This window comes from Bacteroidota bacterium, from assembly GCA_016194975.1.
In the GTDB taxonomy this organism is placed as follows: domain Bacteria; phylum Bacteroidota; class Bacteroidia; order Palsa-965; family Palsa-965.
The window spans coordinates 64,002-76,628 of sequence record JACQAM010000023.1 but is presented as its reverse complement, the minus strand read 5'-3'; the positions used below and the strand labels follow the sequence as shown (position 1 = coordinate 76,628).

General features: G+C 42.8%; 11 protein-coding genes. 9 read left to right on the top strand and 2 right to left on the bottom strand.

Features of this window, described 5'->3' with window-relative positions; translation table 11 throughout:
* Positions 1-38 precede the first annotated feature (38 nt).
* Positions 39-2,300 (top strand): WG repeat-containing protein, encoded by a 2,262-nt coding sequence (locus HY064_14700; GenBank protein ID MBI3511908.1) that lies wholly within the window; start codon positions 39-41, stop codon positions 2,298-2,300.
* A gap of 2 nt (positions 2,301-2,302) precedes the next feature.
* On the opposite strand, the gene HY064_14695 is transcribed toward HY064_14700, so the two are convergent.
* The gene (locus HY064_14695) at positions 2,303-3,199 is read right to left on the bottom strand and encodes a diacylglycerol kinase family lipid kinase (GenBank protein ID MBI3511907.1); all 897 of its coding nucleotides are present in this window, start codon (positions 3,197-3,199) and stop codon (positions 2,303-2,305) included.
* Between the two features lie 145 nt (positions 3,200-3,344).
* Between HY064_14695 and surE the strand changes: the two genes are divergently transcribed.
* The 8 genes from surE (at position 3,345) to HY064_14655 (ending at position 9,188) form a co-directional block, all read left to right on the top strand.
* Positions 3,345-4,115, top strand: a complete 771-nt coding sequence (gene surE / locus HY064_14690) for a 5'/3'-nucleotidase SurE (protein MBI3511906.1) — start codon at positions 3,345-3,347, stop codon at positions 4,113-4,115.
* A gap of 1 nt (position 4,116) precedes the next feature.
* The gene (locus HY064_14685; GenBank protein MBI3511905.1) at positions 4,117-4,413 is read left to right on the top strand and encodes a hypothetical protein; all 297 of its coding nucleotides are present in this window, start codon (positions 4,117-4,119) and stop codon (positions 4,411-4,413) included.
* Between the two features lies 1 nt (position 4,414).
* Positions 4,415-5,521, top strand: a complete 1,107-nt coding sequence (lpxB, locus tag HY064_14680; GenBank protein ID MBI3511904.1) for a lipid-A-disaccharide synthase — start codon at positions 4,415-4,417, stop codon at positions 5,519-5,521.
* Entirely contained in the window at positions 5,518-6,672 is a 1,155-nt protein-coding gene (locus HY064_14675) for a SpoIID/LytB domain-containing protein (GenBank protein MBI3511903.1), read from the top strand. The genes lpxB and HY064_14675 overlap by 4 nt, the downstream gene beginning before the upstream one ends.
* Positions 6,673-6,724: 52 nt before the next feature.
* The gene (locus tag HY064_14670) at positions 6,725-7,606 is read left to right on the top strand and encodes a hypothetical protein (GenBank protein ID MBI3511902.1); all 882 of its coding nucleotides are present in this window, start codon (positions 6,725-6,727) and stop codon (positions 7,604-7,606) included.
* Between the two features lie 300 nt (positions 7,607-7,906).
* Positions 7,907-8,437 (top strand): hypothetical protein, encoded by a 531-nt coding sequence (locus HY064_14665; protein MBI3511901.1) that lies wholly within the window; start codon positions 7,907-7,909, stop codon positions 8,435-8,437.
* A complete protein-coding gene (locus HY064_14660) occupies positions 8,427-8,840 on the top strand; it encodes a hypothetical protein (protein MBI3511900.1) in 414 nt (137 codons plus the stop codon). The genes HY064_14665 and HY064_14660 overlap by 11 nt, the downstream gene beginning before the upstream one ends.
* Positions 8,841-8,909: 69 nt before the next feature.
* A complete protein-coding gene (locus HY064_14655; GenBank protein ID MBI3511899.1) occupies positions 8,910-9,188 on the top strand; it encodes a hypothetical protein in 279 nt (92 codons plus the stop codon).
* Between the two features lie 218 nt (positions 9,189-9,406).
* Here HY064_14655 and HY064_14650 read toward each other — a convergent pair whose 3' ends face one another.
* Positions 9,407-12,553 (bottom strand): UvrD-helicase domain-containing protein, encoded by a 3,147-nt coding sequence (locus tag HY064_14650; protein ID MBI3511898.1) that lies wholly within the window; start codon positions 12,551-12,553, stop codon positions 9,407-9,409.
* Between the last annotated feature and the right edge of the window lie 74 nt (positions 12,554-12,627).

Below are 12,627 nucleotides of genomic sequence, written 5' to 3'. Positions count from 1 at the left end.
TTTTTGGCACGGCGATTTTACTAAATTTGAGAATGACAATGACCCCTTTTTTTAAGCGCAATTTTTTTTTCATTCTACTGTTTTCCAATTCTCATTTTTTTTACGCGCAACCCGCAGCGAAAAGTGAGGTTTGGCTGGCACCAGTATGCAAACCCAAATTATTCGGACTCAATGATACGGCCGGCAACAGGATATTGGAACCGAAATATGATTATCTCGCCGAACAGGAATCAAATGCATGGATCGCACTTTCGGCAGGGAAATATGGTGTGATCAACAGTAAAGGAGAATGGATAATTAAACCGGAATTTCTTTCCATTTACCAGTATTCAAATGGAAGAGCTGTTGCCGGAAAAAAAATTCCCAATGGAACACCGAAAGCTTCCAGTTATTCCAGCATGTATAATTATAATGACAGCATTGTTGCTTATGGCGTAATTGACGGCAGCGGAACGTGGACAGTTGATGCCGCTTATGATTTTATTCAGATCTGTGATGATGGTGAATTACTCTACGCAGATGAGTATGGAAAATATGGTTTTCTTGCCCGGGATGGAAGTGTATTAATCAAAGCCCGGTATGATTGGGCAACTCCAATGGAAAACGGCGCGTTTGTGATGGGTGAGAAAAAAAATGATCAGCAGAATTATTTAGATTATTCTTCGGGACGAAATTCCTCTTTTGCCAGCGGAAATTATTTTGTAATGGATAAAACGGGAAACAAACTGAATACTGATCCTTATGATATGATCAGGGAATTTTCCTGCGGCCGTGCGGCATTCAATAAAAACGGGATTTGGAAAGGAGAGAGGTATTCCAATGACCAGAAACTGGTAGGGGGGGAATGGGGATTTCTCGACGCGAACGGAAAAGAGATCATCAAACCGATCTATGATTTTGTTTATGATTTTGAAAAAACTTCTTCCGGCTCAAAAGCAAAAGTGAGAATGGGCAGCAGGAATTTCTGGATCGATGAGAACGGGAATGAAACTGTTCCACCACTCGATGAAAGAACTTCCACTTATGAAGTTTTCTGCGAACCGGGTAGTTACGGCTATATAGATGTCGGCGGAAAATGGATCATTCAACCTCAATTTTATTCAGCGTGCGAATTCAGCGAGGGGCTTGCCGCAGCAATGGCACTGCGCGCTTCCGATCTCGATTGCGAACAGCCGGAGCAGGATGTTATTGATTATGGAGATGCTAAAGCAACAAACGCACTCAGCATTTTTGATATAGGTTTGCACCGTAGATATTCCGACCCTTCAATTTTAACTATAGATACTTCGATTTCCAATCGCCCGAAGAGAAGATTATTTGGTTATATAGATATTAGCGGTAACATGGTGATCGAAGCTAAATACCAGGTGGCGCTTCCTTTTAAAAATAACAGGGCGTATGTACTTTTCCGGAATAAATGGGGTGTCATCGACCGGAAAGGAAACTGGGTCATTGCGCCTGTGCTTGATTGGCCCAGTGAAATGAGGTATGGCCAGACATTAAATTCGACGGAAGAAAATCTATACAACGATTATCTATCTGACGCCCAAGATCAGGATCCGGCCGCAAACAATTATCTCTATGCCATGTATTATTCTTTTTCCGAAGGAATGGGAACAATTTATAAGTATGGTAAATATGGTTTCATTGATACGACAGGAAAAATAATTATATCACCAGTTTATGATGAAGTAATGACTTTCTCCAACGGATTTGCTGCTGTTCGGAACGGAACTAAATGGGGTTTTGTGGATCATACCGGGAAAGAAATTATCCCTCTTCATTATACTTCTGTGGGTTCTTTTTCCAAAGAAGGCCTTGCGCGTGCTGCTGTTTTTCCGAATGAAGCAGATATGGGCCCGCCAAAAAACGGCATGAGTTACGAGGAATACGAACCCTATGCCGGCTATATTGATAAAACCGGGAAATGGGTGATCAAACCACAGTTCACCAGCGCCGGTGATTTTTCCGAAGGACTTGCACCGGCCTCGGTCGATTACCAGTTGGCGGGATTCATTGACAGGAACGGAAAATTCGTTATCGAACCGAAATACGATTATTGCGGGGAATTCAGCGATGGTATCGCTTATGTGAAAATCAGAACCTACAATGGAATTTACATTGATAAAACAGGGAAAACCAGCAAGATCTATACAGTTGATAATCCGCCCCCGGATAAATCGGTTCCGCTGCATCTGGATGTGGATGCCAATGATCGTTATGGTTTTATTGACGATAAAGGGAAGGTTGTAATAGAACACAACTACCGGAAAGCAGGAAATTTCTCGAGGGTAAAATAATTTCAGCCGGCAAATGCGGCTGGAACCACCATGTTCAACACCTTTTCATCAATCGTCACAAGAATTTCTTTTCCGGCGGAATCCGGTTCTCCATCATAATGCGATGCACCTTCCCGCTCACGCACAATCTTTATTTTTTTTCCTGAATACGTTTCTGCGAACGAAGAAGTATCCAGTTTTTTTCCGAATAATTTTTTTGCGATCAAAGCAGCGTTCCACCAGCGGAAGGGCTTCAGCAATGTCACTTCAAGTATCCCGTCGTTGATTTTTGCTTTCGGCGTTATCCACGCATCATTGCCGTATTGCCCGCCATTACCGATCGCGACGAGAAATGCTTTCGATTCAATTTTTTTTCCGTCAATGTCAATGGAATAATTTTCCTCGTGGTAATTCTTCAGTTCACGCAGGGTCATTCGCGCGTATGTCCAGAATCCGCGTGTTTTACTTTCTGCAAATAATTTTCCGATGTGAGCATCGAACCCGACGCCTGCAGTGCAGAAAAAAGAACGTGCGTTGAATCTTCCGCGGTCAATCTTCTCAACATGGCCGGCGACGATCAGTTTCATCGCTGCTGCCGGATCAAGAGGAATTCCCAGGTGACGCGCGAGTCCGTTTCCAGAACCGAAAGGAATGATGCCGAGTGCGGTTGTATTCCTGCACAACGCTTCTGCAAGCTGAGAAACCGTTCCGTCGCCGCCCACGGCAACAGCAATATCAAATTCTCCCGAACTGGCGCGTAAAAAAATATTCTCCCTGTCCGTAATCCTTTCCCATAGCAGAATCTCACCTTCAAATTCATCCTGCTGAGCAACAAGTTCACGGATCAGTTTCACACGATCTGTTTTCTTGTCGCTCCCGGATTTCGGATTGATGATGAATACAACTTTTCTTTTCCGCATGCAGCAAAGTAAAGTAAAAAATGGCCATTGACATTTGCATCCGGAGTTTGGAATTTCACCAAAGAATACACTTGTTAACATTCCACTCTTAATTACTCGTCATCCTCAAGGGAATGACCGTTCTCGTGGAGATTATTTTTGTAAGATGTCGCATAGACCACTTTTGCTGCTCACCAACGATGATGGAATTTTTGCGCCGGGCATCACTTCGTTGGTGGAAGTTGCAAAGAAGATCGGTGAAGTGATCATTGTTGCTCCCGATAAACCGCAATCAGGAATGGCGCATGCGATCACCATAAATTCTACTTTGCGCGTACACAAGGTGAAAGCGCATGAAGGCGCACAGGCGTGGAGTTGCAGTGGTACACCGGTCGACTGCGTAAAAATGGCCGTCAATAAAATTCTTCATCGCAAACCCGACATCTGCATTTCCGGCATCAATCATGGTGCAAATCATTCCATTAATATCCTTTATTCCGGAACCATGTCGGCCGCGGTGGAAGGTGCGATCGAAGGAATTCCTTCCATCGGAATGTCGCTTCTCGATTATTCTGTGGAAGCAGATTTTTCTGCATCAAAAATTGTTGCGGAAAAAATTATCCGCTGGTCACTCGATCATAAATTAGAAGATGGCATTTGCCTCAACGTGAATATTCCGAATCTTCACATCGATGAAATAAAAGGTTTGAAAGTTTGCCGCCAGTCGCGCGGAACGTGGGTGGAAGAACTGGATGAACGTACCGATCCTTCCGGAAGAAAATATTACTGGCTCACCGGGCATCTCGAAAATTTTGAACCCAACGCGCACGACACAGACGCCTGGGCGCTCGCGAACGGATTTGTTTCCATTGTTCCTTCGCAGTTCGATCTTACTGCACATCATTACCTGAAAAAAATGCACTCACTCGAAAAATAAAATGCGCCGCTACGATAATATCATCCTCGGAATTATTCTCGGCCTCATTGCGCCGATCGTCGGAATGTTCGGTTATTATATTTTCACGTATCGTTCCCAGACTTCGTTCCGCGGGTTCATCGAATATTTCAATTCCATTCACATCATTGTCGCATCGCTGAGTCTCGCGTGTTATGCAATGAATCTTCCGTTGTTCTTCCTTTTTATCTGGAAAGAAAATTATAAAAGTTCGAGAGGCGTTCTGTTTGCAACCATTGCTTACACGCTCTGGGTTGTTTACGAAAAAACACTCGGCTGAAATGAAATATTATATCATAGCCGGTGAAGCTTCAGGCGATCTGCACGCATCGAATTTGCTGCGCGAAATAAAAATACTCGATTCTTCTGCGGAATTCCGCGCATGGGGCGGCGATCTCATGAAAGAACAGGGTGCGCATCTTGTAAAACATTATCGCGATCTCGCTTTTATGGGATTCGCCGAAGTGCTGATGAACCTGCGCACGATCATGAAAAATATTTCATTGTGCAAAGAAGATATTGCTGCCTGGAAACCCGATGCTGTAATCCTGGTCGATTATCCCGGCTTCAATCTGCGCATTGCTCCTTATGTTCACCAGCTCGGCATTCCTGTTTATTATTACATCTCGCCACAGATTTGGGCGTGGAAAAAGAACCGCGTTTTTAAAATAAAAGAAAATGTAAAACGCGTTTGCTGTATTCTTCCGTTCGAAAAAGATTTTTATGCAAAGTATGATTACGCAGCAGATTTTGTCGGGCATCCGTTGCTCGATTCCGTAGGGCGATTTCAGAAAACGAAAGCAGTGGAAGACAACGGAAGAAAAATAATTGCTGTGCTGCCCGGAAGCCGCACGCAGGAAATAAAAAAAATACTTCCTGCAATGATAAAAGTGTCGGAAAATTTTCCGGAGTATCGTTTCATAATTGCCGGCGCACCTTCGCAACCCGAATCATTTTATCGCGAAGTGATGAAGGGCGCGAAAATGGAAATACTTTTTGGCAGGACTTACCCGTTATTATCTCAGGCGTATGCAGGGCTCATCACGTCGGGGACCGCCACGCTCGAGGCAGCGCTCTTCAATGTTCCGCAGGTGGTTTGTTACACGGCCAATTATATTTCTTACCGCATTGCAAAATATGTGGCGAACGTAAAATATATTTCACTTCCGAATCTCATCATGGATAAAGAAATTGTGAAAGAGCTCATCCAGATTGATTTTACCATTGAGAAAATGACGGAAGAATTGCGGAAGATCACGGAAAATGAAAATGGAAGAAAACAAATGCTTGATAACTACGGAATGCTTTTCGGAAAACTCGGGGGCGCAGGCGCATCTGCACGAACAGCTTCTATCATTGTAAACGAATTGAAAAACAGGAAAAATTGAAAAAGAATTTTGCTCTTTTATTTTTCTTCACGTGCACACTCGCGCGCGCTCACACGGTGGACGTGCGCATTCTCTCCACGATGAATGTGACCACGGTGAATATCTCGGCGAAAGAAGGCGCTTACGAAATTTACCTCGACGGAAAAAAACAGGTGGATTCACTCTCCACAAAAGTTTTCATGATCACGGTCATCGGCGATTCGATGGAAATTAGAATTCCCAATGATACGCTCGGGCATTTTGCAAATTTCCGTTTGGTTTCACTCGACGATAGTTCCTGTTTTAAAATAAAACCGATCAAACCTTTCAGCGGCACTCGTATTTATGATCATACGCTCACCATCACTGTGCAAATGCAGAAATTACTTTGTGTGAATAAAGTGGAATTGAATCATTACGTTGCCGGCGTGGTGGAATCGGAAGGCGGAAAAAGAATGGATCTTGAATTTTACAAAGTGCAATCGATCCTCTGTCGCACTTATGCGCTCGCACACATGTACAGGCACGCGGACGAAGGGTTCGATCTTTGTGACGGTGTGCATTGTGAAGTTTATCGCGGGCGGCCAACAGATCCCAATGTGCAGAAAGCCGTGGACGCAACTGATGGACTTGTGATTGTTGACAGGAATCTCGATCTCATCACAGCAGCTTTTCATTCGAATTGCGGCGGGCAAACCGCGAATTCAGAAGATGTGTGGGCTGTGAAAGTTCCTTATCTCCGTTCGGTAAAAGATACTTTTTGCCACACAATGCCCGATGCTTACTGGACAAGGAAAATTGCGAAAGAAGATTGGCTGAATTATCTCGCCATGAAACACAAATATCCCGTTGACGACAGTGATGCGTGTTATGCAGCAATGAACATGACGCAATATTCGAGAGAAGCGTATTACACCTATGGCAATATGAAAATTCCTTACAAAACAATTCGCAACGACTGGCAATTGCGCTCCGCGTATTTTTCTATCGAAGAAGGGAAGGACAGTATTATTTTCAAGGGTAGAGGTTACGGACACGGAGTAGGATTGTGCCAGGAAGGAGCAATGCGAATGGTGAAATACGGTTACACTTACGAGCAGATCATTCCGTTTTATTATCAGGGTGTGGAACTGATCGATCTTTCGGAATTGGATTTTTTCAAGGAGGAATAAGGGATGTACGATGTACAATTTGCGATTTACAATTTGCGGTAACTTAGCAGCGATGAAGAATGGCCTCCTGGCAGACGCACAGAAAATTGTATACTGTAAATTGCACCTTGTAAATATAGCTGCCGGTATTTTTCTTTTTACTGTCCCGCTTTTTTCCCAATCAAAAAATCCTTCCGACACACTTTCTCCCTTGCGCGTGGTGCAGAAATATGTTTCGGGTGAAAGGTGGGACGATAAATTCAAATATTTCTGTTGCGAGATGCAGGGCGAGTGGAAAACAGATTCTACACTCGGCATGGTGCTTCCTTCGCGTGTAAAGCGCGATTGCAGTTTGCTTTTCGAAGATACAGGCCACGCGGTTGTGGATGCGTGGCTGCACGATTCGGCTACATCGCAGAATTATTATTTTTTTCTTTTTAAGGGACAGGTGTGGACGGTGTTCGCCATACGCACGCTGCAGGGCGTGGATGAAATTGAAAAACAGTGCAGGGACATGGACACGATGACCGTAGCGGAGCAGAAAAAATTTATTTCCCCCAATGGATTTTCCTGGCAATTCGAATATGATAATCTTTCGCTGTGGACCTCATCCGACTCGGTGCTTTCACGGAATTTCCACAGTTGTGAAAAAGATTTTATTGCTATTCAGAATTTGCTGGTGAAAAATAAACTGTACGGGAAAAATGACTCACTGGTGAATACGGCAATGATGAATAAAAAAATAAAAAAGAAAGCAAATGCTTTACTGATCCGCGACATTTCCGTTTCCAAAAAATATCCCGGCGCCGTTTTTTATATGATCGGCGGAGCAAAAGATAATTCTATCGGCTACATGTATCAACCCGATCCGAAAAAAATTCCGCACATGACCGAGAAACATTTTATACTGATGAAGAGTCTTGGTGACGGATGGTACCTGTTCAAGACGACCTGACGTAAGTTCACAATTAATTTTACCCGCCTATCCCTTTTAGTACAGAATAGATATAGCTATAGGTACAGGTTTGTTAACTCTGCGGACGGATTCGCTCCCAACAGATAAAATACTTAGCAAGGATTCTTCAACTTCGGAATTACCTTGGTGCCATAAACCAGATAAGCATGTGAAAGTACCTTAAATGTTGCTTGTAATTATCCGTTTACAAACGGCTAATTGATTGAATTTTCCTATTATTGTACCTGAATCATCCCAGTATAAACTGGATATTCCCATCTACCAACATACATTTTTCAAATGAGTGGCGCTACCACAGCTGGCTTTGGATTTCAAAGAAAATCCTGGCATAATTTACCTATGCCGAAAACGTACATGAGCAATATACTTGCCTCTAACGTTGTTGATATACATTTCAAACCTGCCGAGAAGAAGATTGAAAGGGAGAAACCAATAAAGGAGACTCCTCTTGTTGATCAGCCGCAAAAGATCGTCATCGAACCAGCTAAAATAGCTCAAGAGGCCATTGGTAATCTGAAAAAATCAATGGAAATCTGTGAAGGATTTTTCGTGCAACTCAACAAAAATTTTGACTGCAAAAAAATCTTCTTGAGGTTAGAAGCAAGAAACAGATATGATGCAATTTTTGTCATTAAGAAGAGCGATTTTTTCTCTGACAAATTTGTAAAAACTTATTCAGAAGCGATCAAGTTTATCGAAGAAAAGAAGTCAAGTAATTTCGATTTGAGTTTTACATTTATCCCGGGCACCAAAACAATCAATCGAAAGACCCTGAGTGGTGCCGGTTATTTTTTTTCATATGAAAAATAAACCACTCGATCATGCAAATCATAATGAGATGGTTTGCAATTTTCTCGATGCTGCACCTAAGGACAAAAACGATTGGGTAGTTACTACTGCCTTTTACTCTGCTCTTCATTTTGCAAGACATAAAATATTCCCGTATGAAATGGAAACTGCACCGGGACAAAAAAAAGAATTCGAATGTTTCGACGAGTATTATGAGTATCATCAGTCAATAAATAAACCCACTAACAAGCATGAGGTTATGAAGAGGTTGGTGAGGATGAAAGTTGCTGCTATTGCTGATCAGTATGACCATCTTCATGGATTAGCTCATAATGCGAGGTATAACGATTGGAATCTGGACAAGCATTATTCCAAAGCTGCTAAAAAGGCTCTGAAAGCAATAAAAGACGCTTGTAATGCCTAAGAGAAAGCTCGTCTTCTTAGAACGGGCTTCTGCTATTCTTCGGCAGGCTCCATTAGATACTTGAGAACAATGCAACTTTATAACGACCATTTAGAAGAATCAAAAAAACTTCTTGAAGAGAAAGCAAAGCAGATATTGCTTGATAAAGAAGATTTGACATTTGACAAATCTATGCTTGCGCCCGTAAAGCAGAAGTTGAATAATGTAATCTTGTCTACCTATTTAGTTGATTTTGCAAACGAACGACTATCAACCTTCAAAAATCTTGCTAATAACGAAACGCTTTCTGTTCGATATAAGCACGAATTGCTTTGCTTTCTTCAAGATTTGGTGCGAAGAAATTTATAATATTGTATTAATCCCCCTATACTTCTGTACTAAAAGGGATAGGCGGGTAATTTTATATAAATTTTCAAACAGGAAAAAATTTTGCGCCTTAGCGCCTTAGCGGTTAAATAAAAGAATAGTGTAGGAACCGCCCTTCAATTCTTCAGGGCAGGCTGCGGCGCGAAGTTTGAATTCAAAAGAACAAAAAGAGCCGCTACTAGAAATGCGGGCAGGGAATTTTACCAGCTAACAACTTTCATTTCCTCTGTGTAAAGAATTTTCTTCTCCACATTTTTGTAACCCATTTCTTTCAGCAATTCTGCATAACGGTCTATCTGCTGTTTGTGTTTTTCATCGTGCGCACCTGTTTTATAATCGAGTACAATTACTTTTTCTTCCAATAGCGTTACACGATCGGGACGGAATTTTTTTCCGGATGGAAGAAGTAATTCTCTTTCATTCTTGTTCCGGGAATTTTTTCCGAATAATATTTTCAACTCCGGATGAGCGGCTATTTTTCCGAGGAGATCGGTGAATTCCTGTTTTTCGTTTTCGGTGATGAATCCGTCAGCGATAGCCGATGAAATTGCGGAAGGAATATCTTCTGCCGTATTGATCGCCGCCAGCAGGTGGTGGATCATTTTTCCCCGGTCATTTTTTTCTTCCCGCTTTTTTGTTTCCCAGAATTCACCCGAAGGCGCGCGCATACGCAGGCGGTTTTTCCATTCGCCCGAAAAATTCTTTTTCGAACTGGTGTAATCCGTTTTTCCATGGCGAACCTGCGCCACCACATTTCCTTTTCCGTACGTGAGAATATTTTCTTTGAAATTTTCTTCCAGCGCGCTGGCACCTGCGCGGATAAGTTGTGTGACATTCGTTGGCGAAGAATTTGTTTTATTTTCTTTCGCAGAACAAAAAATATACAAACGATCCATGGGCCGGGTCATTGCCACATACAATTCATTCATCACATCCAACACCGATCTTCTTTTTTCTTCTTCGTACATCGTTGCAAGAATAGTGGATTCAAGAACTGCCGAAGAAGGGATCAGTGCAGTTTTCAATTCAGGAATAAGTTCATCGTTCAATTCCACCCAGAACTCTCCTTTCTGTCTTTCTATTTTCCAATCGGCGTAGGGGAGGATCACCACCGGAAATTCAAGCCCCTTTGCTTTATGAATGGTCATAATGGAAACTGCATTCATTCCCCGCGGAACCAGCACCGATGCATTTTTACTCCGTTCTTCCCAGTATTCGGCAAAATCCATTTTGTTTGCTTTTCGCGACTGGAGGTAATCCAGCATTTCATCAAGGAAAAAAAGCAGGAACATATCTTCACTTTCATTCAAGCTGAAGATGCGGAACAATAACTCTGCCTGCTCGAAAATATTTCCTGCCGACAAACAGGAAGACAAATCAAATCCCTTTGCATCGAGAAATTTCCGGATATTTTTTTCCATGGAAGAATATTCCGAAAGCAAATGATCCATGGTTCCGGAAAGTTTTCCAACGGAATGAAGAAAAGAGATCATCTGTACTCCCGGTAATTCATCTTCGGGATGATCGATGCAGGTGAGCGCTGCAACAAGAAAATTAACTGCAGGAGAATTCTTCAGTAACAAAGATTCTGTACTCAGCACCGGAATTCCATTGCGAAGAAGTTCTGCCGCAGTAGAATTTGCTTCTTTATTGCTTCTCGTCAGTATTGCGATCTGTTCAAGCCGCCATCCTTCTTCACGCAATTCTCCGATGAGAGCTAAAGTTTTCTCTATGCGCAGATCCGACTCACTCATTTCATCATACATCAGTTCAATGTGAACAAGCCCTCCTTCATTCAACGGATCAGATTTCTGTTCCAGCGATTCGTAGATCTTCCGGTGATCATCATGCAGGAAGGAAGCGATCTTCCGGAAAAAAATATTATTGAATTCAACGATCTCTTTCCTGCTCCTGAAATTAGAATCGAGATGCAGAGCGCGGAAATTCCGCTGCAAACTTTTTGCACGTTGCACCACCAGTTCATTATCGGTGAAGGAAGTGACAGTTGGCAGCGAGGAAAATTGTTCTACATCGCCGCCTCTCCAGCGATAGATGGCCTGTTTGCCATCGCCAACCAGCATCGTGAAATGGTCGCCGGCAAGCGCATTGTCAATAAGCGGAAGCAGGTTCTGCCATTGCACCACAGAAGTATCCTGGAATTCATCAATGAGATAATTCGAATATTTTTCGCCGAGGCGTTCGAAGATGAACGGGACCGGTTGTTCGAAAACCACATCGGAAATAATACGGTTGAACGCCGAGATGTGAATGATGTTGTCTTCGTTGCGGAATTCAAGAATGATCTTTTCAATTTCATTCAACACCGACATTGGAAAAATATTCCGGAGCAATTGTTTCCGCAGTATATAATTTCCGAATTCCCGTTCGCAAATGTCCTCAAGATCATTCCACAGTTCGATAAGATGATCGGTGATAGAATTTATTTTTTGCTTTTTAGCGGATAGAGTTTTATCAGCAAATAATTTTTTCGCAGCAATATTTTTTTCAATGTTGGTTTTAGCTCCGCCGAGTTTTTCCGTTTCACCATTGGCAAGAGCGAGTAATCTTCCACCTAGTCCGTTTTTGCCATTGGCAAGTTCAAAGGGTTCTATCCCTGAATCATTCAGAAGATCAATTGCTTTCTTTGCTAATGCGGCAACTTGTTTTTCAAATTCGCTCAGCCAGGAACGCAGTTTTTTTCCAATGGCAATGAAATTCTCAATCCGGAGTTCCTTCAACCGTTCCACATAACGGGAACTTTCTTCACTCAGAAGATTTTTCGAAATAGACATAATCCGCGTTTCCAGTTGCCAGCTTTTATCATCGTCCGTATTCGATTGCGCAAATTGCACGAGTACATTCGTCAGTTGTTCATCCTGCCCGATCCTGCTGATGAGCACATCCACCGCCTGGCGCAATAGAAGATCAGCATCTGTTTCCACTTCAAAGTTCAGAGGAAGATCGAGGTCGTGTGCAAATGAACGAACGATGCGGTGCGTAAAAGAATCGATCGTACCAATGGCGAAGTCGGAATAATTATGAAGTATAGCGCGCAATACAGCATCGGCTCTTGATTGCAAAGTGAGCCGGTCGATCTGCAGATCTTTCATCAGCATCGAAGCAAGAATTCCTGGCCGATCATCAATGAGAATGGAAAGTTCTTTCAGCGCGCGCACAATGCGTTCCTTCATTTCTGCAGCGGCCTTGTTCGTGAAAGTGATCGCAAGAATCTCGCGGTAACGCTGCGGCGGATCTGATGGGTCGCCCAGTGCAAGATTGAGATATTCGCGAACGAGTGTAAATGTTTTTCCCGATCCGGCCGACGATCTATAAACGGTGAAGTTCACGGAATAAAGTTATTGGTTATTGAGGTATCAGGGTGTTGAGATTTTGAGTTATAATTTTTATCGCCACAATACCC

Excerpts from the sequence above, each read along its gene's own strand:
- HY064_14700 (MBI3511908.1), top strand. The coding sequence starts at position 39 with ATGACCCCTTTTTTTAAGCGCAATTTTTTTTTCATTCTACTGTTTTCC.
- HY064_14685 (MBI3511905.1), top strand. The coding sequence starts at position 4,117 with ATGCGCCGCTACGATAATATCATCCTCGGAATTATTCTCGGCCTCATT.
- HY064_14655 (MBI3511899.1), top strand. The coding sequence starts at position 8,910 with ATGCAACTTTATAACGACCATTTAGAAGAATCAAAAAAACTTCTTGAA.
- lpxB (MBI3511904.1), top strand. The coding sequence starts at position 4,415 with ATGAAATATTATATCATAGCCGGTGAAGCTTCAGGCGATCTGCACGCA.
- HY064_14670 (MBI3511902.1), top strand. The coding sequence starts at position 6,725 with ATGAAGAATGGCCTCCTGGCAGACGCACAGAAAATTGTATACTGTAAA.
- surE (MBI3511906.1), top strand. The coding sequence starts at position 3,345 with ATGTCGCATAGACCACTTTTGCTGCTCACCAACGATGATGGAATTTTT.
- HY064_14660 (MBI3511900.1), top strand. The coding sequence starts at position 8,427 with ATGAAAAATAAACCACTCGATCATGCAAATCATAATGAGATGGTTTGC.
- HY064_14665 (MBI3511901.1), top strand. The coding sequence starts at position 7,907 with ATGAGTGGCGCTACCACAGCTGGCTTTGGATTTCAAAGAAAATCCTGG.
- HY064_14695 (MBI3511907.1), bottom strand. The coding sequence starts at position 3,199 with ATGCGGAAAAGAAAAGTTGTATTCATCATCAATCCGAAATCCGGGAGC.